Raw genomic sequence first — 25,179 nt, 5'->3', positions numbered from 1 at the left:
CAGGCTCAGCCGACCTTGATCTCGTTGTAGACGGGGACGCTGAACGGGTTGAGCTTGACGTCGGAGAGCCGCTCCGAGTAGCCCGCGCTGCCGTTCTGGTACCAGAGCGGGATGGCACCCATCTCGTCCCGCAGGACCTCCTCGGCGTCCTGGAACTTCTTCACGGCCGCCGCGGTGTCGGTCTCGGCGTTGGCCTCGTCGACGAGCTTGTCGAAGTCCTTGTTGGACCACTTGCCGTCGTTGGAGGAGGCGTTGGTGTAGTAGAGCGGCTGGAGGAAGTTCTGGATGAGCGGGTAGTCCATCTGCCAGCCGGCGCGGAACGGGCCCGACATCTTCTGGTCGGTGATCTGGGTGCGGTAGTCGGCGAAGGTGCCGACGGGGTTGCCGACGCAGGCCTTGTCGTTGTCGAGCGCGTTGTTGATGGAGTTGCAGACCGCGTCGACCCACAGCTTGTGGGAGCCGGTGTCCGCGTTGTACGTGATCTTGATCCCGCCGCCGGGAAGGCCGCCGCCCTCCTCGATGAGCTTCTTCGCCGCGGCGGGGTCGTACTCGCAGGCGTCCCCGCACAGGCCTTCCTTGAAGCCGCCCTCCTCGCCGAGGACCGGGGAGGTCCAGTCGGTGGCGGGGGTGCGGGTCTTCTGGAAGATCGTCTCGGTGATCTGCTCGCGGTCGATCGCGCGGGAGAGGCCGGTGCGGACCTTCTCCATCCCGGCCTTGCTCCAGTTCTTGTCGTAGAACGGGAAGGCGAGGGTCTGGATGATGCCGGCCGGGGTGTTGATGTACCGGTCGCCGAGGTCGCTCTGGACGTTCTTGAGCTGGGCGGCGGGGACGTCGTCGACGAGGTCGAGGTTGCCGGCCATGAGGTCGGTGTAGGCGGTGTTGTTGTCGGTGTAGACCTTGAGGGTCACCCCGCCGTTGGCCGCCGCGTCGTCACCGGGGTAGTCCGCCCACTTCTTCAGGGTCATCTGGGAGCCCTTGGTGTACGAGTCGATCGTGTACGGGCCGTTGCCGATGGGCTTGGCCACCCAGGCGGCGTGGTCGGTGAAGAAGGCCTGCGGGAGCGGGGCGTAGGCGGGGTAGCCGAGGGTCTCGGGGAACGTCGAGAACTTCTGGTTGAGCTTGACGGTGAAGGTCAGGTCGCCGGTGACCTTCAGCCCGGAGAGGGTCTGGGCGCTCTGGGCGCTGCCGTCCTCGGGGTGGACCTTGTCGTAGCCGTCGATGTAGCCGAAGAAGTACGCGTTCTTCTGGTTGTTCTTCAGGCTCGCGCCGTAGTTCCAGGCGTCCACGAAGGACTTGGCGGTGACCTTCTCGCCGTTGCTGAAGGTCCAGCCGTCCTTGACGGTGATGGTGAAGTTCTGGGAGTCGGTCGTCTCGATCTTGTCGGCGAGCATGTCCTCGGCCTTGCCGGTCTCCGGGTCGTACTTCTTCAGCGACCGGAAGATCATGTCGAGGACCTTGCCGCCCTGCACCTCGTTGGTGTTGGCCGGCTCCAACGGGTTCTGGGGGTCGCCCCAGGAGGAGGTCAGCACCGCGCCGCTGTCGCCACCGCCGCCACCGCTGTCGCTGTCCCCACCGCCACAGGCCGTGGCGGCGAGGGCTACCGCCGCCGCGCAGGCGGCCCATTTGGCGTGCGTGGCTCCGCGCATGGAGTTCCTCCTCGAGAACGCGCTGTGCAAGGCGCTGTGCCGGCGCGGCGCAGGGAACGCCGGGCCTCTGGCGCCAATATCCATACATTCATCGCATAGCGCACATTCTGTGCATCCGTTCCGGGCCCCCGTCCTCCGTCCGGGTGAAGTGTGGCCGACAGCCTCGCCCTGTCACCGCCAACGCTCCACCAGGGGTCTTTCACCGGTATGGACCAATGACCACTCCACATCCGCCGGATATGCCGTTTCCGCAGGCCACACGGGCTTTCATGCCCCGTTGACGCATCGTGATCCGCGCTGATAGACACGCCCAACCAGCCGTCCCTGTGCGAACGATGACGCGAGGTCACGATCCATGAGCACGAGCAGGAGCACTCAGAAACAGCACGGCAGAGCGGGCGTCCGGCTCCGCCTCGTCGCCGCCGGGGGCGCCGCCGCCCTGGTGTTCTCCGCCGGGCTCGCGACCCCGCTGAACCCGGCGCCCGAGCGGGCCGCGGCCGCCGAGGGCAAGAGCGTGCTGACCGTGGCGGTCGCGCAGAGCGTCGACTCGCTGAGCCCGTTCCTCGCGGTACGGCTGCTCAGCACCAGCATCCACCGGCTGACCTACGAGTACCTGACCAACTACGACCCCGGGGACGCCCATGTCGTCCCGGGGCTCGCCACCAAGTGGGAGCCCTCCCCGGACAAGCTGACCTGGACGTACACGATCCGCTCCGACTCCAAGTGGTCGGACGGACAGCAGGCCACCGCCGAGGACGCGGCCTGGACCTTCAACAAGATGATGACCGACGAGGGCGCCGCCACCGCCAACGGCAGCTTCGTCTCCAACTTCAAGAAGGTCACCGCACCCAGCCCCACCCAGCTGGTCATCGAGCTCAAGAAGCCGCAGGCGACGATGACGTCCCTGGACGTGCCGATCGTGCCCAAGCACGTCTGGGAGTCGGTCAAGGACTTCTCGAAGTTCAACAACGACCAGAAGTTCCCGATCGTCGGCAACGGCCCCTTCGTCCTCACCGGCTACAAGGCCGACAGTTACGTCCGCCTCAAGGCCAACAAGGACTTCTGGCGCGGCGCCCCCAAGTTCGACGAGCTGGTCTTCCGCTACTACAAGGACCAGGACGCCGCCGTCGCCGCCCTGCGCAAGGGCGAGGTCTCCTTCGTCGCCGGCTCCCCCTCCCTGACCCCCGCCCAGGCCTCGTCCCTGAAGGGCGAGAAGAACATCCACGTCAACGACGCCCCCGGCCGCCGCTTCTACGCCCTGGCCACCAACCCGGGCGCCAAGGCACGCAACGGCCAGAAGTTCGGCGACGGCGACCCCTCCCTGCTGGACGAGCGGGTACGGCACGCCTTGTTCAAGGCCGTCGACCGCAAGACCATCGTCGACAAGGTGTTCCAGGGCCACGCCGTCGAGGGCGCGGGCTACATCCCGCCCCGCTTCTCCCAGTACTTCTGGGAACCCTCCGCGAGCCAGACCCTCTCCTACGACCCCACCGCGGCCGCCCAGCTCCTCGACCAGGCCGGGTACAAGACCGACAGCGCGGGCAAACGCGTCGGCAAGGACGGCAAGCCGATCAACTACCGCGTCCTGTGCCACGCCACCGACCCCAACGACAAGGCCATCGGCCAGTACCTGACGGAGTGGTGGGGCAAGCTCGGCATCGGCGTGACCCTCGACTGCCTCGACAATGTCACCGACCCCTGGCTGGCCGGCGACTACGACCTCGCCTTCGACGGCTGGTCCGTCAACCCCGACCCCGACTTCGTCCTGTCGATCCACACCTGCGCGGCGCTGCCCGCCACCCCGAAGGACACCGGCGCGACCGACAACTTCATCTGCGACAAGCAGTACGACGACCTGTACGCGAAGCAGCTCGCCGAGTACGACTCCGCCAAACGGGCCGACCTGGTCAAGCAGATGGAGTCGCGGCTGTACGACCTGGGGTACATGAACGTCATGGCGTACCCGAACGCCGTGGAGGCGTACCGCACCGACCAGATCAAGTCGATCCAGACCATGCCGAGCAAGGCCGGCAACATCTACGGCCAGGACGGCTACTGGAGCTGGTGGTCCGCGGTGCCCGCGAACTCCTCGGACTCCTCGGACAGTTCGTCGTCCTCGACCGGCGTGATCATCGGGATCGTCGCGGGCGTGGTCGTCCTGGCGGGGCTCGGCGCGTTCGTCGTACTGCGCCGCAGGGCCACCGCCGAGGACCGCGAGTAGCGGGCGGGCGAACGAGTACCGATGACCGCTGAAGCGACACCCGCACAGGTCCCCGTCCAGGAAGCGGGCGGGGACGGCCGGAGCGCGTATCTCCGGTACGGGGCCGGCAAACTGGGAGGCGCCGCCGTCTCCCTGCTCGCCGTCCTCGTCACCGGGTTCTTCCTGTTCCGGCTGATCCCGGGCGACCCGATCAAGACGATGACCGGCGGCCGCCCGGTGTCCCAGGAGCAACTCGCCTCGCTACGCCGCGAGTTCGGCCTCGACCTGCCGCTGTGGCGGCAGTTCACCGACTACTGCGGCAAGGCGCTCACCGGCGACCTGGGCACCTCCTACCAGTTCCGCGCCCCCGTCATCGACAAGATCACCGAGGCGCTGCCGAACACTCTGCTGCTGACCGGCACCGCCTTCGTGCTCTACACCGCGCTCGGCATCGTCCTCGGCACCCGCTCGGCCTGGCGCCACGGCCGCCTCGGCGACCGCCTCAACACCGGCCTGGCGCTGACCCTGTACTCCATTCCGTCGTTCTGGCTGGGCCTGCTGCTCATCATCGTCTTCTCGGTGGGCATCGGCCCGATCCCCGGGCTGTTCCCCACCGGCGGCATGGAGTCGGGCGGCGAGGAGGGATTCGCGTACGTCCTCGATGTCGCCCACCATCTGATCCTCCCCGTGATCACGCTGGTCGCCGTGGAGTACGGGCAGACCCTGCTGGTGACGCGCTCGGCGCTGCTCGACGAGATGGGCTCCGACTATCTGACGACCGCGCGGGCGAAGGGGCTCAGGGACGACCTGGTGCGGCGCCGGCACGCGGTGCCGAACGCCATGCTGCCGACCGTGACGCTGATCTTCATCAACCTGGGCCGTACGGTCGCCGGGGTGATCCTGGTGGAGACGGTGTTCTCCTGGCCGGGTCTTGGCGGGTTGTTCTACCAGGCGCTGAGCGTGCCCGATCTGCCGCTGGTACAGGGGCTGTTCTTCGTGTTCGCCGCCGCGGTGATCGTGATGAACACCCTGGCCGACCTGGTGTATCCGCTGCTGGACCCGAGGGTGGGCCGATGACGACCGAGACCACCGGGACCACCGAGACCGTGAAGGCCACAGGCCCGCGTGCCCTCGCCTGGCAGCGGCGCCGGCACTCGGCGGCCCGCTTCTGGAAGCAGTACCGCACGCACCGCGCGGGCGTACTGGGGCTCGCGGCGCTGGCCCTCTTCGCACTCCTCGCGCTCACCGCCCCGCTGACCGTCGGCTCCGACGTGCAGAGCGTGACCGCGGCGCCGGGCGACCCACTGGAGAGCCCGAGCGGTGAATTCCCGCTGGGCACCGACCGGTTCGGGCGCGACCTGCTCGGCCTGCTGATCTGGGGAGCCAGGGTCTCGCTGCTCGTCGGACTGCTCGCGGCCGTGCTGTCGGTGGCGATCGGCTCGCTCATCGGCATCACCGCCGGGCACTTCCGCGGCCGCTACGACACCGTGATGATGCGGATCACGGACTGGTTCCTGGTCATGCCGACGCTGGTGCTCGCCATCGCGCTGGCCACGGTCATGTCCCGCTCGCTCGGCACCATCATCCTCGCGATCGGCGTCACCACCTGGCCGACCACGGCCCGGCTGGTGCGGGCCCAGACCCTGGCGGTGGAGTCCCGGCCGTACATCGAACGCGCCAAGGCGCTCGGCGGCGGCCACTGGCACATCATGAGCCGCCACGTCCTGCCCAACGTCATGCCCCTGGTCCTCGCACAGACGACCCTGATCATCTCCTCCGCGATCCTCGCCGAGGCAACGCTCGCCTTCCTCGGCCTCGGCGACCCGACGGTCATCTCCTGGGGCGGGCTGCTCCAGGACGCGCGCGAGGCGGGGGCGGTCAGCTCGGGCGACTGGTGGTACCTGGTGCCGCCGGGGGTCGCGATCGCGGTCGTCGCGGTGGCGTTCACACTGTGCGGACGCGCGGTGGAATCGGTCCTCAACCCCAGGCTGGGGGTGTCGCGTTGAGTCTGCGTGATGTCAGGGGGCCGACGGTGGCCTACCCCGGTGGGGCCACCTCCGTGCGCGGGGTCGACCGGGCGGTGCCCGCCGGGACCCAGGCGGGGCCCGCGGACGGATCGGGCCGCGCCACGCGCACCCTCGCCCTACCCCGGCGCGAGCCTGACGTGGGAGGCCGCCCTCAACCCCAGGCCGGGGGTGCCGCGTTGAACCGGCTCGATGTCCGGAACCAGACGGTGATCCGTCCCCGCGCGGCCACCCACACGCACGGGGTCGACCGGGCGGTGCGCGCCGGGACCCAGGCGGGGCCCGCGGACGGATCGGGCCGCGCCACGCACACCCTCGTCCTGCCCCGGCGCGAGCCTGACGTGGGGGCCGTTCTCAACCCCAGGGCGGGGGTGGAGCGTTGAGTCTGCTCGATGTCAGGGGGCTGGCGGTGACCTATCCCGGTGGGGCGACCGCGGTGCGCGGGGTCGATCTCGTGGTGGACTCGGGCGAGAAGCTCGGGCTCGCGGGTGAGTCCGGGTGCGGTAAGTCCACGCTGGCCCTCGCGCTGCTGCGGCTGCTGCCGGCCGGTACCCGGGTCACCGGGGAGATCCTGCTGGACGGCGAGGACGTGCTCACGATGAAATGGGGTCGCGTCCGCGCGGTGCGGTGGGCCGGGGCCTCGATCGTCTTCCAGGGCGCGATGCACTCCCTCAACGCCGTCCAGCGGGTCGGCGACCAGATCGCCGAGCCGATCCTGCTGCACCGCAAGGCGACCCCGGCGGCCGCGAAGAAGCGGGCCGGCGAGCTGCTCGAGCACGTGGGGCTCCCCGCGGCGCGGGCGGCGGCGTATCCGCACGAGCTGTCCGGCGGGCAGCGGCAGCGCGTGATGATCGCCATGGCCCTGGCCTGCGACCCCCGTCTGATCATCGCCGACGAACCGACCACCGCCCTCGACGTGATGATCCAGGCCCAGATCCTGCGGCTGATCGAAGGGCTCGTGGCCGAGCAGGACCTGGCCCTCGTCATGATCAGCCACGACCTCGCCGTCCTCGCCGACACCTGCGACCGGCTCGCCGTCATGTACGCGGGACGGATTGTCGAGGAGGGCCCCGCCCGCCAGGTGTACGACGCCGCCCGACACCCTTACGGCAAGGCGCTGTCGGAGGCGTTCCCGACGATCGGCGACCCGGCGTCCCGGTTCGCGCCGCGCGGGCTGCCGGGCGATCCGCCGGACCCGTCGGCGGTGCCGTCGGGCTGCGCGTTTTATCCGCGGTGCCCGGTGGCGCTGGAGTCGTGTGCCGTGGAGGACCAGGCGTTGCGGGAGGCGGGGGCGGGCAGGCGGGCGGCGTGTGTGCACGTGGGTACGGGCACCGCCGGTACGGCCGGGGCAGCCGGACCCTCCGATGCCGATGTCGAAGCCGCGAGGAGCCGCACCCCATGACCGACTCCCCCCTCCTCGGCGTGGAGGACCTGCACATCACCTTCCCGGGACGGCGCGGTGCCCCCGCCGCACGGGCCGTCGACGGGGTCGACCTCGACATCAGGCCGGGTGAGATCGTCGCGCTGGTCGGCGAGTCCGGCTGCGGCAAGTCGACGCTGGCCCGCTCGCTGCTCGGCCTGGTCGAGCCGACCTCGGGCCGGGTCAGCTTCGACGGGCGGCCGCTGGACTACTCGTCCCGGGCCCTCAAGTCGTACCGGAAGAGGGTGCAGTTGGTGCTCCAGGACCCGTCGGGGTCACTGAATCCGAGGCACACGGTGTACGACGCGGTGGCGGAGGGGCTGCGCATCCATGGGTACGACGGTGACGAACAGGCCGCCGTGGCGGGGGCGTTGGCCCGCTCGGGGCTGCGGCCGCCCGAGCGTTTCTTCCTGCGTTACCCGCACGAGCTGTCCGGTGGCCAGCGGCAACGGGTCGTCATCGCGGGGGCGCTGGTCCTGGAACCCGAGCTCCTGGTCGCCGACGAGCCGGTGGCCTCGCTGGACGCCTCGGTGCGCGGCGAGATCCTGGCGCTGCTGCTCAAGCTCCGTACCGAGCTGAATCTGTCGGCCCTGGTGGTCACCCATGACCTGGGGCTCGCCTGGAACATCGCCGACCGGGTGGCCGTGATGTACCTGGGCCGGATCGTGGAGACGGGCGCGGTCGAGCAGGTCCTGACGGCGCCGCAACACCCGTACACCCAGGCCCTGTTGTCGGTCCTGCCCGAAGCCCCCGGCACCCCGCTCGTCCTCACCGGCGAACCCCCCGACCCCTCCCGCATCCCCGCCGGCTGCCGCTTCCACGTGCGCTGCCCGGTCCTGGCCGACGGCGAGGCGGAACGGGCAGGGGTGGCGGACGCCTGCCGCACCCGGGACCTGCCGATCCTGCACGGCGCCGCCGAGTCCCAGGTGGCCTGCCACTATGCGACCCGCTCGACTCCCACCCCGGCAACTCCGGCCCCGACTCCCGCACCGGCTGCCCCAGCAGCTCCCACCCCGGCTGACCCGGCGGCCTCCACACCGACGCCCGCCGCAGCCGAGCCAGCGGCTCCCGCCCCGACGGACCCGGCGGCCCACGCCTCGACTCCCTCCGCAGCCGAGCCGACGGCTCACCCCGACTGACCCGGCGGCCTCCACACCGACTCCTTCTGCAGCTGAGTCGGCGGCTCCCACCCCGACTCAATCCCCGACTGGCTCGGCAGCCCTCGCCCCCGACTGACCGAGGGCCCCCGCCCCGGCTCACCCCACGGCAACCACCTCGACCTCGAATCCGTCCGAGTCTGCCAAGTAGGCGGCGTAGTGCTCGGGGCCGCCCGCGTGTGGGTAGCGGTCGGGGAACAGGGGGGTCCAGCCGTGCCCGGGGGCGGTCTTGGCGAGTGTGTCGACCTCGGTCCGTGAACCGGCGTGGAACGCGAGGTGGTTGAGGCCCGGGCGCAGTCGGTCGTGACGGTCCCCGGTCAGGGCCGGTGACTGCTCCAGCACGAGGTATGTCTCCCCGCTCCGCCAGCTTCTGCCCCGCTCCCACTCCTGGTACGGCGTCCAGCCGAGCCGGTCGAGCAGCCAGCCCCATGAGCGGGACGCGCGGGGCAGGTCGGGGACCCATAGTTCTACGTGGTGCAGCAACTCATGGCCTCTCTCCGACTCTTCGAACTCTTCGAACTCTTCGAAAACGCCGATTCCCGGCATCCTCATGGGATGCCGGGAATCGTGTCGCACAAAGCAAGGGTCACGCCGCGTGGACGACGTCCTTCTCCTCGGCGAAGTGGCAGGCCGACTCGTGGGCCGCCGGGGTGTCCTGGCCCTGGAAGCGCTCCGGGACCGCGAGGAGGGGGGTCTCCTCCGCGCACTTGTCCTGGGCCTTCCAGCAGCGGGTGCGGAAGCGGCAGCCGGAGGGCGGGTTGGCCGGGGACGGGACGTCACCGGTCAGGATGATGCGCTCACGGTTGTCGCGGGCGTCCGGGTCCGGGACCGGGACGGCCGACAGCAGCGCCTGGGTGTAGGGGTGCGTCGGGTGGTCGTAGATCTGCTCGTCGGTGCCGATCTCGGCCATCCGGCCCAGGTACATGACGCCGACGCGGTCCGAGATGTGCCGGACGATCGACAGGTCGTGCGCGATGAAGATGTAGGAGAGGTTGAACTCGTCCTGCAGGCGCTCCATCAGGTTGACGACCTGGGCCTGGACGGAGACGTCCAGGGCCGAGACCGGCTCGTCGCAGATGATGATCTCGGGGTTCAGGGCCAGGCCGCGGGCGATGCCGATGCGCTGACGCTGACCGCCCGAGAACTGGTGCGGGTAGCGGTTGATGTACTCGGGGTTCAGGCCCACCACGTCCAGGAGCTCCTGGACGCGCCCCCGACGGTCCCCCTTCGGCGCCACCTCGGGGTGGATGTCGAAGGGCTCACCGATGATGTCGCCGACCGTCATCCGGGGGTTCAGGGAGGTGTACGGGTCCTGGAACACCATCTGGATGTTGCGGCGGACCGCCTTCAGCGCGCGCCCGGACAGCTTGGTGATGTCCTGGCCCTTGTAGAAGATCTCGCCGGCCGTCGCCCGCTCCAGGTTCATCAGGAGCTTGGCGACCGTGGACTTGCCGCAGCCGGACTCGCCCACGATGCCCAGGGTCTCGCCCTGGTACAGGTCGAAGGAGACCCCGTCGACGGCCTTGACCGCGCCGATCTGCCGCTTGAACAGGATGCCCTGGGTGAGCGGGAAGTGCTTCTGCAGGTTGCGCACCTGGAGAATCGGCTCACCGCGCTCCACGGGGGCCTCGATCGCGGCGACCGCCTCCGACTCGGACGCGGCGTCCACGACCTCGACGTCGGAGACGTTCGGCGTGGCGTCCTGCGGCTCGTCGTTCTTGCTGAGCTCAGCCATGGATCGTCTCCTTCCAGAAGTGGCACGCCGAGGCGCGGCCGACCAGCTCGGTGCCGTCCTGCTCGGTGACCCCCAGCAGATCCGGGACCTCGGTGCGGCAGATGTCCTGGGCCTTCGGGCAGCGCGGGTTGAAGGCGCAACCGGTGGGGATGTGCAGCAGGTTGGGCGGCAGACCCTTGATCGCGTAGAGCTCCTGGCCCTTCTGGTCCAGGCGCGGGATCGAGTCCAGCAGACCCCGGGTGTAGGGGTGCGCGGGGCGCTTGTACAGCTCGCGGACCGGGGCCCGCTCCACGATCCGGCCCGCGTACATCACCGCGATCTTGTCCGCGACGTCGGCGACCACGCCGAGGTCGTGGGTGATGAGGATGAGGCCCATGTTGTACTCGCGCTGCAACTCCGCGAGCAGATCCATGACCTGGGCCTGGACCGTCACGTCGAGAGCCGTGGTGGGCTCGTCGGCGATGATCAGGTCCGGCTCCAGGGCCAGCGCCATGGCGATCATGATGCGCTGGCGCATACCGCCGGAGAACTGGTGCGGGAAGTCGTTGACCCGGGCCCTGGCGGCCGGGATCTTGACCTGGTCCATCAGCTCGATGGCCTTGGCCTTGGCTTCCTTCTTGGACAGGCCCTGGTGGACGCGGAACATCTCACCGAGCTGGTATCCGACGCTGAGCACCGGGTTCAGCGAGGACAGGGCGTCCTGGAAGATCATGGCGATACGGCGGCCGCGGATCTTGCGGCGCTCCTCGCCGGACATCTTCAGCATGTCCTGGCCGCGGAAGAGGATCTCGCCCTGCGGGATCGTCGCCGGCGGCATGTCGAGGATGCCCATGATCGCCTGCGCGGTCACGGACTTGCCGGAGCCGGACTCACCCAGCACGGCGAGCGTCTCACCGGCGCTCACGCTGTAGTTGACGCCGTTGACGGCCTTGACCAGGCCCTCGCGGGTCTTGAACTCGACGTGCAGGTCGCGTACTTCGAGCAGCGGCCCGCCGTCGTCCCCGCCGTCGCGCGGCGAGGGCACGGAAACTTCTTCGATGATCGTCACGTACGCCTCCCTCAGCGCATCTTCGGGTCGAGGGCGTTGCGTACGGCCTCACCGAGCATGATGAACGCCAGCACCGTGATGCTGAGCATGATCGACGGGTAGAGCATGATCCACTTGGCTACGCGGATCGAGTTGCCGCCGTCGGAGATGTCGTTGCCCCACGAGACGCCTTCCAGGCCGAGGCCCAGGTAGGACAGCGTGGCCTCGGCGCCGATGTAGACACCGAGCGAGATGGTCGCGACGACGATCACCGGGGCGAGGGTGTTCGGCAGGATGTGCCGGAACATGATGCGGGTCGTGCTCGCGCCGAGCGCCTTGGCCGCGTGCACGTAGTCCGCCTGCTTGGTGGTGATGACCGCGCCGCGCATGACGCGGGCGATCTGGGTCCAGCCGAAGAAGGCGAGGGCGCCGATGACCACCCAGGTGGTGCGGTCGGTGAAGGAGTTCAGCACGACCATCGTGCCGAGCAGGAACGGGATGCCGAAGAACACGTCCGTCAGGCGGGACAGGATCGAGTCCAGGACGCCGCCGAAGTAGCCGGCGAGCATGCCTATCAGGCCGCCCACGATGGTGACCGCGATGGTGGTGCCGAAGCCGACGGCCACCGAGGCCCGGGTGCCGTAGATGAGGCGCGCGTACACGCTGCGGCCCTGGGCGTCGTAGCCCAGCCAGTCGGCCGAGCCGATGTCGCCGAGCTTCGGCTTCTGGATGTAGTGCTTCGCCAGGTCGCCGCTGATCGGGTTGGCGCCGGTGAACCAGCCGGGGAAGAAGGTGACGAACAGCAGGAACAGGATCAGCAGGCTGGAGACGATGAAGATCCAGCTGCGCCGCAGATCCGCCCAGGCGTCGCCCCACAGACTGCGCGTCTTCTCCGGCTTCGAGGCGTCGGCCGGTATGGGGGCGGCCGCGTCCGTCGGCTCGGTGCTGACGTCCTTGGTTGCGGTCTTGGTCACGTCAGGCATAGCGAATCCTCGGGTCCAGGACCGCGTAGAGCAGGTCGACAAGAAGGCTGGCGAGGAGGTAGACGAGGACCAGGATGGTCACCAGACCGACCAGGGTCGTGCCCTCGCGCCGGGTGATGGACTCGGCGATGGTGCCGCCCACGCCATGGATGTTGAAGATGCGCTCGGTGACGACGGCGCCGCCCATCAGCGCACCGAGGTCGGTGCCCAGGAAGGTGACCACCGGGATCAGCGAGTTGCGCAGCAGGTGGACGCCGACCACACGGCGCCGCGGGAGACCCTTGGCGATGGCCGTGCGGATGTAGTCGGCGCGCAGGTTCTCGGCGATCGAGGTTCTGGTGAGCCGGGTGACATAGGCCAGTGAGGCCGTGCCCAGAACGACCGCGGGCAGGATGAACTGAGTGAGATCGGTGTCGTCGTTGACGCTGGGCGCCACCCAACCGAGCTGGTCGGCGAAGACCATCTGGAGGATGAAGCCGAGCACGAAGACGGGGACCGAGATCAGCAGCAGCGTCAGAACCAGGATCGAGTTGTCGGTGATCCGGCCGGCCCGCAGACCGCTGACGACGCCGAGCGCCAGGCCGAGCACCGCCTCGAAGGCGAAGGCCAGACCGGCCAGTCGCAGCGTCACCGGGAACGCGTCGCCGAGCACCTCCGTGACGGGACGGTTGCTGGCCACCTGGGTGCCGAAGTCACCATGCAGGATCATGTCCTTCATGTAATTCCAGTACTGCACCAGGATCGGCTGGTCCAGGCCGTACTCATGTCTCAGCTGCGCGATGACCTGCGGGCTGCCCGCCTTGTCGCCGAAGAGCCCGCGCACGGGGTCACCGGGCAGGGCGTAGACCATGAGAAAGATCAGCAGAGTTGTCCCGATGAACACCGGGATCATCTGGAGCAGTCGTCGTGCGACGTAGCGCCCCATCGTGCCTCCATGTCAGTTCCGGCGGCAGCCCACGGGGCCCTCCCCCCGCGCATTACCTGAACATGCGCGTGGAAAGGGCCCCCCGGCCGCTGCCGTCCGCCTCGGGTGCGGTCCGTGTCTCGGTACCGCACCCGCGTTCGCGGGCTACCAGCGATTACTTCTTCTTGACCTGAACACCGGTCAGGATCGGGTCGCCGTCCTGGGCGTACTGGACGCCGGTGACGTTCTCGGAGAAGCCCGCGTTGACCTTGTAGTACCAGAGCGGGATGCTCGGCATGTAGTCCGGGAGCTTCTTCTCGAGGTCCTGGTACAGCTTCTCCGACTCCTCCAGCGTCTTGGCGGCGTCGGCCTGCTCGATCAGCGTGTCGACCTCCTTGTTGGAGAAGCCGCTCTGGTTGCCGGACGACTTGGTGCCGAACAGGTCGCGCAGGAAGTTGGCGTTGAAGGGGTAGTCGAGCACCCAGCCGGAGCGGTAGATCGACTTGACTTCCTGGTTGTCCCGGGCGTTCAGGTCGGCCTGGAAGTCGGCCTTCGAGTCGCCGGAGCACTTCACACCGGTGGCGTTGGTGATCGAGTTGCAGACCGCCTCGACCCAGTCCTTGTGACCGCCGTCGGCGTTGTACTGGATGGTGACGGAGTTGCCGGGAACGCCGCCGCCCTCCTTGATGAGCGCCTTCGCCTTGGTCGGGTCGTACTTGAAGATGTCGGTGCCCAGGTCGGCCTGGTAACCGAGGACGCCCTTGGCGACCCAGCCGGTGGCGGGCTCACGCGTGCCCTGCAGCACCGTCTTGGTGATGGTGTTGCGGTCGATCGCCATCGACAGGCCCTGCAGGACCTTGGGGTCGATGTCCTTCCACTGCTTGGTGTAGCGGGCCGGGGCGATCGTCTGGATCGCGGAGTAGGCCTGGTCGACGGCACGGTCGCCGAGGTCCTGCTTGTAGACGGGCAGGTCCTTGGGCGCGATCTGGCGCAGGACGTCGACGTTGTTGGACTTCAGGTCCTGGTAGGCGGTCTCGAGGCTGGTGTAGTTCTTGAAGATCACACCGCCGTTCTTCGCCTTGTTGGAGCCCTGGTAGTCGTCGTTGCGGACGACCTTGATCTGCTTCTTGTGGTCCCAGCTGACGAACTTGTAGGGACCGTTGCCGACCGGCTTCTCACCCGCGGCGGCCGGGTCCTTGTAGAAGGACTCGGGCAGCGGCGAGAAGACCTCGTAGCCGAGCTTGTACACGAAGTACGGGATCGGGGTGGTGAGGGTGATGGTGAAGGTGCTGTCGTCGACGACCTTCAGACCCTTCATCTCCGTCGCCTTCGGGTCGCCCTTCTCGGGCGCGACGTCGGCGTAGCCCTCGATGTCCGAGAACCAGAAGCTGTTGGTCTGCTTGTTCTTCGGCTGGGCGGCCCAGTTCCACGCCTTGACGTAGGACTCGGCGGTCACCGGGGTGCCGTCGTGGAACTTCCAGCCCGGCTTCAGCTTGACGGTGAACGTCTTGTTGTCGGTGGAGTCCACCGACTGGGCGTTCATCATCTCGATCTTGCCGCTCGAGTCGTAGTCCACCAGCCCGGTGAACAGCGCTCGCGTCACGATGCTGCCGTTGGACTCCATGGTGTTCGCCGGCTGCAGCGGGTTCTGCGGCTCGCCGACCTCGATCGAGAACGTGCCGTTCGGGTCGATCGCAGCCTTGTCGCCACTGCTGCTGTCGTCGTTGCCACCACCACAGGCGGTCGCGCCCAGCGCCACAACCGCGGCTATCGCGACCCACTTGGCGCTCTTGGCACCGCGCATGGGTTCCTCCTCATGAGTCCATTGGTTCACCGCAAAAGGGAGCACACGTCACACATCAGTCACCGTGACCGGTACCGGAGTAAGTGAGATGCCCCCACGCACGCGAGCCGGCCCATGCAGCACACATGTCCTGCACAACCGAGCTCTACGCGCCTAACTATCTGCCATGCGCCATGGCCGAACCACACCCTCAAGGTCTCGGTTCGATCACACCTGCCGCATACTTCTTCCAAAATCCGGACAAACCCTTTGCCGAAAGATCCCTGCGAAACGGACTTGTTACACATCTATCGGCATTGAGTGTCCGGAATCCGGACGGATCAGGGGTGAAAAATGACTTGCGCATGACCCAGCCACCGGGGCAGAGCCGTTCGGTACGCCATTTCCGGTAGCAGGTTAGTGCGAACGGAACGTGTCCCACGGCCGTCGCCTTCAAATCCTGGCAAACGAGGGGCAGATCAGAGGGATTACCCTCGGTCGCCCAGCCCCGTCCCGCCCCGCCCGCCCCCATGGCCCTACGACGGCACCGGGCACCCCGCGGCGGAGCGGGGTGCCCGGTGTCTCACCTCACGGCAATGGGTCAGCCGTGCTTGGCGCGGCTCGCGGCGCGGGCGCGCTCACGGGCGTCCAGGTTCACCTTGCGGATGCGGACCGCCTCCGGGGTGACCTCCACGCACTCGTCGTCGCGGCAGAACTCCAGCGACTGCTCCAGGGAGAGCTTGCGCGGCGGGACGATCGCCTCGAACGAGTCGGCCGACGACGACCGCATGTTCGTGAGCTTCTTCTCCTTGGTGATGTTCACGTCCATGTCGTCGGAGCGCGAGTTCTCGCCGACGATCATGCCCTCGTACACCTCGGTACCGGGCTCGGTGAACAGCACACCGCGCTCCTGGAGGTTGGTCATCGCGAACGCGGTGACGGCACCGGCGCGGTCGGCGACCAGTGAGCCGTTGTTACGGGTCTGCAGGGTGCCGAACCAGGGCTCGAAGCCCTCGTGGATGGAGTGACCGATACCGGTGCCGCGGGTCTGCGTCAGGAACTCGGTCCGGAAGCCGATGAGACCACGCGAGGGCACCACGAACTCCATGCGCACCCAGCCCGAACCGTGGTTGGACATGTTGTCCATCCGGCCCTTGCGGACGCCCATGAGCTGCGTGACCGCGCCCATGTGCTCCTCGGGGACGTCGATCGTCATGCGCTCGACCGGCTCGTACGTCTTGCCGTCGACCTCCTTGGTGACGACCTGGGGCTTGCCGATGGTCAGCTCGAAGCCCTCGCGGCGCATCTGCTCGACCAGGATGGCGAGCGCGAGCTCACCACGGCCCTGGACCTCCCAGGCGTCGGGACGCTCGGTGTCGATGACGCGCAGCGAGACGTTACCGATCAGCTCGCGGTCCAGACGGTCCTTGACCTGACGGGCGGTGACCTTGCGGTCCTTGACGGCCGCCTTGTTGTCGGCGCCCTTGCCGGTGCCGCCCCGGCCGACCAGCGGCGAGGTGTTGGTGCCGATGGTCATGGAGATCGCGGGCTCGTCGACCGTGATCAGCGGCAGCGGGATCGGGTTCTCCGGGTCCGCGAGGGTCTCGCCGATCATGATGTCCGAGATACCGGCGACGGCACAGATGTCACCGGGGCCGGCCACCTCGGCGGGCTTGCGGGTGAGCGCCTCGGTCATCAGCAGCTCGGTGATGCGGACGTTGGACATGGAGCCGTCGCGCTTGATCCACGTGACGGTCTGGCCCTTGCGCAGCTCGCCCTGCTCGACGCGGAGCAGCGCGATACGGCCGAGGAAGTTGTCGGCGTCCAGGTTGGTGACGTGGGCCTGGAGCGGGGCGTCCTCTTCGTACGTCGGCGCCGGGATGTGCTGGAGGATCGTCGAGAAGAACGGCTCCAGGCTGTTGGAGTCGGCGGGGACGGTCCCGTTCTCCGGCTTGGTCAGCGAGGCGATGCCGTCACGGCCGCAGGCGTAGACGATCGGGAACTCGATCTGCTCCTCGTCCGCGTCCAGGTCGAGGAAAAGGTCGTAGGTCTCGTTGACGACCTCGTCGATCCGGGAGTCCGGACGGTCCGTCTTGTTGATGCAGAGGATGACGGGCAGCCGCTGCTGGAGCGCCTTGCGCAGCACGAAGCGGGTCTGCGGCAGCGGGCCCTCGGAGGCGTCGACGAGCAGCACGACGCCGTCGACCATGGACAGCCCGCGCTCGACCTCGCCACCGAAGTCGGCGTGACCGGGGGTGTCGATGATGTTGATGGTGATGACGTCCCCCCCGTCCTTCGGGTGGTACTTCACCGCCGTGTTCTTCGCCAGGATCGTGATGCCCTTCTCACGCTCCAGGTCGTTCGAGTCCATCATGCGGTCGTCGACGCCTTCGAGCTGGTGCGCGGCGAAGGCGCCGGCCTGCTTCAGCATGCCGTCGACGATGGTGGTCTTGCCGTGGTCGACGTGGGCGACGATGGCGACATTGCGGATGTCGTGGCGCGTGGCCATAGTGCGGCGTACTCCCGGAGTGGTGTGGAAGAGGCCTGCGCGTACGTCTGTGTTACGCGGACCCTGCCGGGCTGTACATGCCACGGCCTCACCCCATGGTACGGGGCCTTTCGGGCAAGGGCGCGCCGGGCTGCGCGGGGATGGCCCGGGGCGGCGGCGCGGGCGGCGTGGGGCGGGCGGTCCGCCCCGCACGTGACATGCGGTTTTGCGAGTACGGCCTAGGCGGCGTCCCGAGTTGCGACCGCCCCCGCCTCGCAGGACCGCCGGGCGGCCTGGCGGGCGAGGTCGTCGGTATCGACGGCCTCGTCACAGGACAGGACGCCGCCGATGTCGACGGTCCACTGCCGCGCCTGTCCTGTGGTGGCCGTGCCGTCCGGGCAGGAGTACTGGAAGTCCGCCGTCACCTCGCGGACTCCGGCGTACGTCACGAAGTCCCCGGCGTTGTCGCCCCCCACGATGCCGCTGTCCAGGGACGGGGCCTTGCCGTTCACGTCGGTGAAGGCCCACGTGTCTCCGCCGGCGGCCGCCAGGGTGGGGGCGTCGGAGTCGATCTCGCCGATCTTCTTGCCCAGCGAGAAGAGAACCTCCGCCGGGGACAGGGCCGGACCTTGGGTCTTCACCGAGGCACGCGGGGTGTACACCCGCTCCATGTGGCTCGTCATCGTGACGCCCTCGGGCAGCGGATGCAGGTCGGAGACCCCGGTCAGCCTGTCCGACTTCTCGACGTCGAACCAGGTGAACGTGCCGTTCGCGCACGCCTTGGCCACGGGCTTGGCGCTCGTCTTGTCGCCGCTGCCGTCCTTGCCCCCGTCACCGCTGCTGCCGGTGCAGGCCGCCAGGCCCGCCGCCAGTGCCACCGTGGCCAGTCCCGCCGTCCAGGTACGTCGTGCCTTGCCGCGCATACGCCGGCTTCCTTTCCCCCGTCGCGCGAACGCCCCGCGCCCGCGCCATGATCCTTGATCGAATCCATGATGCGGGTGCGGGGCGGGTGCGGGAACCGCCGTCCGTAACGGAACGGAACCAGTCGTCGGGCGGAGGGCCGGGTCAGTCGCCGGAAGCCGGGCTCGCCGACGCCTTCGCGCCCTTCTTCAGGAACCCCATGTCCTCGTACACCGGTGTCTGGAAACCGAAGGCACCGGCGTTGGCCACGTTCTTCTTCGCGGCGGTCAGCTGGGGGCGCTGGTAGAGGGGGATGGAGCCGGCCGCGGCCCAGATGCGGGAGTCGGCCTTGCGGATCAGGCCCCGGCTCTCGTTCTCGTCGAGCGTGGCCATGGCCTGCTCGAAGAGCTGGTCGACCTGGTCGGTGCCGACCCTCGTGTAGTTCTGCTCGACGTTCAGGGAGCCGTCGGCCGCCGGGACCGGCTTCGCGAAGATCGGGCGGGCGTCCGTCGCGGGGAAGGCCGACGTCGGCCAGGAGTACAGGGCGAGGTCGTACTGGCCGGAAGCGATGTGGTCCTTGAAGTAGCTCTCGTCGTCGACCTTGGAGATCTCGGTACGGATGCCGACCTTGCGCAGCATCCCCGAGATCCGGTCGGCGACCGTACGCAGCGTCTGCGAGCCCGGACCCGAGGGGAGCACGAAGCGGAGGGTCAGCGCCTTGCCGTCCTTGGCCAGCGCCCCCGCCGCCGCCCCGGCCGGAGCGGCCGTGCCGCGCGGCGCGTACGCCCCCGGCGCCCCGCCCTGCTTCAGCTTGTTCGCGTACTGCTGGCCGTCCTGTGCGAGGTGCTTGGCCCCCTCGCCACTGCCCTTGGGGTCCTTCTTCTTCTCCCGGTCGGCCTCGCGCGGCGCCTTGTCGTCCTCGCCGACGATGTACGTACCGTCGTCGCCGCCCTCGGACTCGTCCTCGGCCTTCCTGCCCTCGGCGCCCGCGGCCTTCTCCCCCTTCTCTCCCTTCTTCTTCTCCGTGATCGGGCCCCCCTTCACCCACCCGGCGTCCGCGAGCAGCGCCTGCGCCTCCTCAGGGTCCCGCCCGCCGAGCGCACCGCTGTTGTCGGCGTACGCGGCCTGGCCGGACAGCGCGAGGTGGCTGCCGACCGGCACGGCGGGCAGACCGAGCGGGGTGAGGACGACGTCGGCGAGCGCCTCCCGGTCCAGCGCCCGGGCCACGGCTCGGCGGACCCGCTCGTCGGCGAGGGGGCCGTCGGCGCCGTTGAGGGCGAGCTGGGTGTAGGCGGGTTCCAGGGAGCGGCGCACCTCGAAACCGCGCAGGGCCTGCTGCTGACGGCCGTACTCGGTGATCGCCTTCTGCTGCTTCTCGCGCGCGGTCGTCTCCTCCTCCGCGGCCTCCTCGTCGGAGCCGTTGGCGACGGCCCAGGAGCGCAGCGAGTCGGCGGCGTCGAGGTCGCTGCCGGGGCCCATCAGCGGGGTGGCGCTGCGGCGGCCGGCCTTGGCGGCGACGGTGATCCGCTTGACCGACTCGGGGTCGATCTCGGCCAGGTCCAGCTTGCCCGCGGCCAGTTCGGTGGCCCGCTTGTCGCGCGGCACGGCGCGCAGCACGATCTCGTCGAGCTTGGCGGGACGGCCCCACCAGCGCGGGTTGCGGGCGAGGGTGACCTCGTCGTCCTTGCGGTCGACCTTCTTGACCGCGAAGGGACCTGCGGTGATCTTGAGCTTCTTGCGCGCGCTGTCATTGAAGGAGTCCGGGGTTCCCATGACGTCCTTCGGGTACAGCGGCGAGAACAGCGACTTCCAGTCGGCGTACGGCCGCTCGAAGGTGACCTTGACCTCCAGGTCGTCGGCGCCGCGCTGGATCTTCTCGATGCGGTCGTACCCGGCGTTGCGGGCCGTCCAGTACGCGGTGTCCTTGCCGGACAGGGCCCGCCACTGCGCGGCGAAGTCGGCGGCGCCGATCTCCCGGCCGTCGCTCCACACCGCCTGCTGGTTCAGCTTGTACAGCACGACCTGCTTGGGCTCGGTCTCGACGACCTCGGCCTTCTCCAGGTAGTCGGGGTTGACCTGCGGCCGCCCGTTCGCGTCGAGCCGGTACATGGAGGGCAGTACGGCCTGGGCGACCCGGCTGGTGGTGGCGTCGGCGTCGGCCTGGAAGGTGTTCAGCGTCTCCGGCACGGAGTCCACCGCCCAGTGCAGGGTGCCGCCGTCCGCGACCAGGGAACGGTCGGCGGCGGCGATGTCCTGGTCGGCGAGCGGTCTGCCCGCCGGATGCTTCGAACTGCACCCGGCGAGCATGGACACCGCGAGCGCCCCCGCGGTGAGGAAGGCGACCGAGCGCATGACCGCGCGCAGTCCGACGTCGTCGTGGGACATGCCGCATACCTCCGGGGTTACGCCGCCGGTTTGGATCACGTTTGGCGGTATATGGAGCTGATCAGATGTATGCGGCCACTGAAGAGGAAAGGGTTCGGCGGACGGTGGCGACACGGCGAGGAGCGGCCGGAAGCCCACCCGTGCGGCGCAATCGCGGGCGTACAGGGGGCGCGCACGGAGGCTCACGATCCGCCAATCCGTGCACGTGCCTTCACAGCGGCCGGTGTGACGCGCAACACTCGCAGGCGCACATGAACGTGTTGCCGCCCTAAGTGAGGTCACGTCATGTCCGTGTACGACGAACTGGCATCGGCACAGCGCTCGCTCGACGAACTGATCCGGTATGTGAAACGACTGGAACAGCAGTTGGGCAGCGGTGGTCTGGAGATGCGCCGCGTCCGGGTGGACGCCGACCGTCTCCGCGAAAGCCTCGCCCTGCTCAAGGAGGCCGATCCGGCGCTCGCGAAAGCCAAGCGCTCCGACCTGGTCTCGATCCCCGACACCCCGTACGACAGCAGTCTGTGGACGGACTCGGACGACGAGGGACTCGGCGCCCACCACGGGCCCGGCCACTGAGCCCTCCTTCAACCCCGACCGGAGTCATAAGTTGGCCACTGGTACGGAACCACATCTGAACAGCGGCGGCGTACGCACCGGTACGCGCGCCGCGATCGACGCCCCGCACTTGCGGACCGACCGCTGGTGGCTGGCGCCCGCCGCCACCGCCGCCGGGCTGCTCGCGTTCATCGTCTATTCGACGTGGCGGGCGTTCGCCGACACCGACTACTACGCGGCGCCGTATGTCTCGCCGTTCTACTCGCCGTGTCTGGCGGAACGCTGCGAGCCCATGCGCAACGGCCCCAACTGGGAGATCTTCGGCGGCTGGTGGGGCATCTCCCCCGCGATCATCATCCTGATCTTCCCGCTCGGCTTCCGTCTGACCTGCTACTACTACCGCAAGGCCTACTACCGCGGCTTCTGGGCGTCGCCGCCGGCCTGCGCGGTCGCCGAGCCGCACAAGAAGTACTCCGGCGAGACCCGCTTCCCGCTGGTCCTGCAGAACCTGCACCGGTACTTCTTCTACGCCGCGATCGTCGTCGCCGGGATCCTGACCTACGACACCGTGCTCGCCTTCCGCGACGAGCACTACGAGTGGGGCCACATGGGCCTCGGCACCCTGGTGTTCCTGGTCAACATCGTGCTGATCTGGGCGTACACCCTGTCCTGCCACTCCTGCCGGCACATCGTGGGCGGCAAGCTCAAGCACTTCTCCAAGCACCCCGTGCGCTACAAGGCCTGGCAGTTCGTCGGGAAGCTGAATGCCCGTCACATGCTGCTGGCCTGGGCGTCGTTGGTGAGCGTGGCACTCGCCGACTTCTACGTCTATCTCGTCGCATCCGGTGTCTTCGACGATCCGACCATCTTCTGACAGAAAGGAGGGGCTTCTGATGTCCGTGGTCGACCGGCAGGAATGGGACGTCGTCGTGGTCGGCGCCGGCGGCGCCGGCCTCCGCGCCGCCATCGAGGCCCGCGAACGAGGCGCCCGTACGGCCGTCATCTGCAAGTCCCTCTTCGGCAAGGCGCACACCGTCATGGCCGAGGGCGGCATCGCGGCGGCGATGGCCAACGCCAACGAGCACGACAACTGGCAGGTCCACTTCCGCGACACCATGCGCGGCGGCAAGTTCCTCAACCAGTGGCGGATGGCCGAACTGCACGCCCAGGAAGCCCCGGACCGGGTCTGGGAGCTGGAGACCTGGGGCGCGCTGTTCGACCGCACCAAGGACGGCCGGATCTCCCAGCGCAACTTCGGCGGCCACGAGTACCCCCGCCTCGCCCACGTCGGAGACCGCACGGGCCTGGAACTCATCCGCACGCTCCAGCAGAAGATCGTGTCGCTGCAGCAGCAGGACATGAAGGAGACCGGCGACTACGAGTCCCGTCTGAAGGTCTTCCAGGAGTGCACGGTCACACGGGTGTTGAAAGACGGCTCCCGCGTCAGCGGCGTCTTCGCGTACGAACGCGAATCCGGCCGTTTCTTCGTCCTCGAAGCCCCCTCCGTGGTCATCGCGACCGGCGGCATCGGCAAGTCCTTCAAGGTGACGTCGAACTCGTGGGAGTACACGGGCGACGGCCACGCACTGGCGCTGCTCGCGGGCGCGCCCCTGCTGAACATGGAGTTCGTGCAGTTCCATCCGACGGGCATGGTCTGGCCGCCGTCGGTGAAGGGCATCCTCGTCACGGAGTCCGTCCGCGGTGACGGCGGGGTGCTGCGCAACTCCGAGGGCAAGCGGTTCATGTTCGACTACGTCCCCGACGTCTTCAAGGAGAAGTACGCCGAGTCGGAGGAGGAGGGCGACCGCTGGTACGAGGACCCGGACAACAACCGGCGTCCCCCCGAGCTGTTGCCGCGTGACGAGGTGGCCAGGGCCATCAACTCCGAGGTGAAGGCGGGCCGCGGCTCCCCGCACGGCGGTGTCTTCCTGGACGTGTCGACCCGGATGCCGGCGGAGGTCATCAGGCGCCGGCTGCCCTCCATGTACCACCAGTTCAAGGAGCTGGCGGACGTCGACATCACCGCGGAGGCGATGGAGGTCGGGCCCACCTGTCACTACGTGATGGGCGGCATCGCGGTCGAGTCGGACACGGCGGCCGCACGCGGCGTACCCGGTCTGTACGCGGCCGGCGAGGTCGCGGGCGGCATGCACGGCTCGAACCGTCTCGGCGGCAACTCCCTGTCCGACCTCCTGGTGTTCGGCCGCAGGGCGGGCCTGCACGCGGCCGAGCACGCGGCCTCCCTCGCCTTCGAGCGCCCCGCCGTGGACGACGTCCAGCTCGACATGGCCGCCGCCGAGGCCCTGCGCCCGTTCTCCGCGGAGGGTCCGGCGCCGGGCGAGGACGACGGACGCCCGCCGGAGAACCCGTACACCCTCCACCAGGAACTCCAGCAGGCCATGAACGACCTCGTCGGCATCATCCGCCGCGAGCCGGAGATGAAGCAGGCCCTGGAGAAACTCGCCGATCTGCGTGTACGGGCACGGCGGGCCGGGGTCGAGGGCCACCGCCAGTTCAACCCGGGCTGGCATCTCGCCCTGGACCTGCGGAACATGCTGCTGGTCAGCGAGTGCGTGGCACGGGCGGCGCTGGAGCGCACCGAGTCCCGGGGCGGTCACACCCGCGAGGACCACCCGGCGATGGACCGCAAGTGGCGCAACATCAACCTGCTGTGCCGACTGGCCGACCCGACGGGCGGGTTGGCGGCCACGGACCCGGTCCGCGGCCAGATCGACCTGATCCGCGAGACCACCGACCCCATCCGCTCCGATCTGCTCGCCCTCTTCGAGAAGGAGGAGCTGGTCAAGTACCTCGCCGAAGAGGAGCTCTACGAGTGAGCAGCTACGAGGCCCGCTTCAAGGTGTGGCGCGGCGATGTGCAGGGCGGCGGTCTGGAGGACTTCGCGGTCGAGGTGAACGACGGCGAGGTGGTCCTCGACATCATCCACCGCCTCCAGGCCACCCAGGCCCCCGATCTCGCCGTCCGCTGGAACTGCAAGGCGGGCAAGTGCGGTTCGTGCTCGGCGGAGATCAACGGGCGGCCCCGGCTGATGTGCATGACCCGTATGTCGGTCTTCACGCGGGAGGAGACGATCACCGTCACCCCGCTGCGCGCCTTCCCGGTCGTCCGCGACCTGGTGACGGACGTCGGCTTCAACTACGAGAAGGCGCGCGAGGTCCCGGCGTTCGTACCGCCGGCGGAGCTGGGCCCCGGTGAGTACCGGATGATGCAGGAGGACGTGGACCGCTCGCAGGAGTTCCGCAAGTGCATCGAGTGCTTCCTGTGCCAGGACACCTGCCATGTCGTCCGTGACCACGAGGAGAACAAACCGGCGTTCGCGGGCCCGCGCTTCCTGATGCGGGTGGCGGAGCTGGACATGCACCCGCTGGACGCGGCCGCCGACACCGGCCTCGACCGCAAGGCCACCGCCCAGGACGAGCACGGCCTCGGCTACTGCAACATCACCAAGTGCTGCACGGAGGTCTGCCCCGAGGGCATCAAGATCACGGACAATGCGCTGATCCCGCTGAAGGAACGTGCGGTCGACCGCAAGTACGACCCGCTGGTGTGGCTGGGGTCGAAGATCAGGAGGCGGACCTCATAGCCAGTCGCTGCACATAGAGCCCCAGCGCGAACACGGCCATGCCGGCCAGCGCATACGGGAAGAAGGCCGGGTGGCGCGATTCGTCGAGCGGTCCGAGGAAGAGGAACGTGCCGATCCCGGCCTGACCGACCAGCGTGCCGTACCCCCACATCCGGGGCCGCAGCACCTTGTCCCGCCCCCGCCCCGGGATCATCCAGCCGTCGATGACCGCGGCGAGACCGATCACCGCCCCGGCCGTCAGCACCACGACGGCCACCACCATCAATGTCTCGTGCACGTCGATCATCGTCGCACCAGGTCCAGGACGCGTACCAGGTCGTACTCGGCAGGGGCACGCATGGATTCCGTAAAGGGATTCCGCCCCCTGC

At 68.8% G+C, this 25,179-nt stretch carries 21 protein-coding genes; 10 read left to right on the top strand and 11 right to left on the bottom strand.

Features of this window, described 5'->3' with window-relative positions:
- Positions 1-5: 5 nt before the first annotated feature.
- Complete coding sequence (locus PH203_RS32380; protein WP_289924499.1) at positions 6-1,646, bottom strand: ABC transporter substrate-binding protein; 1,641 nt, start codon at positions 1,644-1,646, stop codon at positions 6-8.
- Positions 1,647-2,001: 355 nt separating this feature from the next.
- Between PH203_RS32380 and PH203_RS32375 the strand changes: the two genes are divergently transcribed.
- From PH203_RS32375 to PH203_RS32350, 6 genes are read left to right on the top strand one after another with little or no spacing between them, the layout of a single operon-like run.
- The gene (locus tag PH203_RS32375) at positions 2,002-3,867 is read left to right on the top strand and encodes an ABC transporter substrate-binding protein (protein WP_289924498.1); all 1,866 of its coding nucleotides are present in this window, start codon (positions 2,002-2,004) and stop codon (positions 3,865-3,867) included.
- A gap of 21 nt (positions 3,868-3,888) precedes the next feature.
- Positions 3,889-4,923 (top strand): ABC transporter permease, encoded by a 1,035-nt coding sequence (locus PH203_RS32370; RefSeq protein WP_289924497.1) that lies wholly within the window; start codon positions 3,889-3,891, stop codon positions 4,921-4,923.
- On the top strand, positions 4,920-5,852 hold the full coding sequence (locus PH203_RS32365) for an ABC transporter permease (protein ID WP_289924495.1): 933 nt from the start codon (positions 4,920-4,922) through the stop codon (positions 5,850-5,852). Before PH203_RS32370 ends, PH203_RS32365 begins: the two co-directional genes overlap by 4 nt.
- Positions 5,853-5,878: 26 nt before the next feature.
- Positions 5,879-6,253: a hypothetical protein gene (locus PH203_RS32360; RefSeq protein WP_289924494.1), complete on the top strand. Its 375-nt coding sequence runs from the start codon at positions 5,879-5,881 to the stop codon at positions 6,251-6,253.
- Positions 6,250-7,272: an ABC transporter ATP-binding protein gene (locus PH203_RS32355; protein WP_289924493.1), complete on the top strand. Its 1,023-nt coding sequence runs from the start codon at positions 6,250-6,252 to the stop codon at positions 7,270-7,272. The genes PH203_RS32360 and PH203_RS32355 overlap by 4 nt, the downstream gene beginning before the upstream one ends.
- Complete coding sequence (locus tag PH203_RS32350; protein WP_289924492.1) at positions 7,269-8,429, top strand: ABC transporter ATP-binding protein; 1,161 nt, start codon at positions 7,269-7,271, stop codon at positions 8,427-8,429. The genes PH203_RS32355 and PH203_RS32350 overlap by 4 nt, the downstream gene beginning before the upstream one ends.
- Before the next feature lie 117 nt (positions 8,430-8,546).
- On the opposite strand, the gene PH203_RS32345 is transcribed toward PH203_RS32350, so the two are convergent.
- From PH203_RS32345 to PH203_RS32305, 9 genes are all read right to left on the bottom strand, one after another.
- Complete coding sequence (locus PH203_RS32345; RefSeq protein ID WP_289924491.1) at positions 8,547-8,930, bottom strand: VOC family protein; 384 nt, start codon at positions 8,928-8,930, stop codon at positions 8,547-8,549.
- A 103-nt stretch (positions 8,931-9,033) separates the two neighbouring features.
- Positions 9,034-10,182, bottom strand: a complete 1,149-nt coding sequence (locus PH203_RS32340; protein WP_289924490.1) for a dipeptide ABC transporter ATP-binding protein — start codon at positions 10,180-10,182, stop codon at positions 9,034-9,036.
- The gene (locus PH203_RS32335; RefSeq protein ID WP_289924489.1) at positions 10,175-11,230 is read right to left on the bottom strand and encodes an ABC transporter ATP-binding protein; all 1,056 of its coding nucleotides are present in this window, start codon (positions 11,228-11,230) and stop codon (positions 10,175-10,177) included. Before PH203_RS32335 ends, PH203_RS32340 begins: the two co-directional genes overlap by 8 nt.
- Before the next feature lie 11 nt (positions 11,231-11,241).
- A complete protein-coding gene (locus tag PH203_RS32330) occupies positions 11,242-12,192 on the bottom strand; it encodes an ABC transporter permease (protein ID WP_289924487.1) in 951 nt (316 codons plus the stop codon).
- Entirely contained in the window at positions 12,185-13,117 is a 933-nt protein-coding gene (locus PH203_RS32325) for an ABC transporter permease (protein WP_289924485.1), read from the bottom strand. Before PH203_RS32325 ends, PH203_RS32330 begins: the two co-directional genes overlap by 8 nt.
- A gap of 154 nt (positions 13,118-13,271) precedes the next feature.
- Positions 13,272-14,900 carry an ABC transporter substrate-binding protein gene (locus PH203_RS32320; RefSeq protein ID WP_289924483.1) on the bottom strand — a complete coding sequence of 543 codons (1,629 nt, stop codon included), beginning with the start codon at positions 14,898-14,900 and terminating at the stop codon, positions 13,272-13,274.
- A gap of 580 nt (positions 14,901-15,480) precedes the next feature.
- The gene (gene typA, locus PH203_RS32315) at positions 15,481-17,388 is read right to left on the bottom strand and encodes a translational GTPase TypA (RefSeq protein ID WP_289924480.1); all 1,908 of its coding nucleotides are present in this window, start codon (positions 17,386-17,388) and stop codon (positions 15,481-15,483) included.
- 218 nt (positions 17,389-17,606) lie between these two features.
- Entirely contained in the window at positions 17,607-18,290 is a 684-nt protein-coding gene (locus PH203_RS32310) for a hypothetical protein (RefSeq protein ID WP_289924479.1), read from the bottom strand.
- Between the two features lie 142 nt (positions 18,291-18,432).
- A complete protein-coding gene (locus PH203_RS32305; protein ID WP_289924478.1) occupies positions 18,433-20,652 on the bottom strand; it encodes an ABC transporter family substrate-binding protein in 2,220 nt (739 codons plus the stop codon).
- 285 nt (positions 20,653-20,937) lie between these two features.
- On the opposite strand from PH203_RS32305, the gene PH203_RS32300 reads away from it, so the two are divergent.
- Genes PH203_RS32300 through PH203_RS32285 form a run of 4 tightly spaced genes read left to right on the top strand, consistent with a single transcriptional unit; the run spans position 20,938 to position 24,811 of the window.
- Positions 20,938-21,228, top strand: coding sequence for a hypothetical protein (locus PH203_RS32300; RefSeq protein WP_289924477.1), 291 nt, complete (start codon positions 20,938-20,940; stop codon positions 21,226-21,228).
- A gap of 31 nt (positions 21,229-21,259) precedes the next feature.
- Positions 21,260-22,081 carry a hypothetical protein gene (locus PH203_RS32295; protein WP_289924475.1) on the top strand — a complete coding sequence of 274 codons (822 nt, stop codon included), beginning with the start codon at positions 21,260-21,262 and terminating at the stop codon, positions 22,079-22,081.
- A gap of 19 nt (positions 22,082-22,100) precedes the next feature.
- Positions 22,101-24,044: a fumarate reductase/succinate dehydrogenase flavoprotein subunit gene (locus PH203_RS32290; protein ID WP_289924474.1), complete on the top strand. Its 1,944-nt coding sequence runs from the start codon at positions 22,101-22,103 to the stop codon at positions 24,042-24,044.
- On the top strand, positions 24,041-24,811 hold the full coding sequence (locus PH203_RS32285) for a succinate dehydrogenase/fumarate reductase iron-sulfur subunit (protein WP_289924473.1): 771 nt from the start codon (positions 24,041-24,043) through the stop codon (positions 24,809-24,811). Before PH203_RS32290 ends, PH203_RS32285 begins: the two co-directional genes overlap by 4 nt.
- Here the strand turns inward: PH203_RS32285 and PH203_RS32280 are convergent.
- Complete coding sequence (locus PH203_RS32280; protein WP_289924472.1) at positions 24,792-25,097, bottom strand: hypothetical protein; 306 nt, start codon at positions 25,095-25,097, stop codon at positions 24,792-24,794. The genes PH203_RS32285 and PH203_RS32280 overlap by 20 nt on opposite strands.
- Positions 25,098-25,179: the final 82 nt, after the last annotated feature.

This window comes from Streptomyces sp. S.PB5, from assembly GCF_030403745.1.
Lineage (GTDB): Bacteria > Actinomycetota > Actinomycetes > Streptomycetales > Streptomycetaceae > Streptomyces.
The sequence above is the reverse complement of the archived record's forward strand: the minus strand, read 5'-3'. Positions and strand labels throughout refer to the sequence as shown.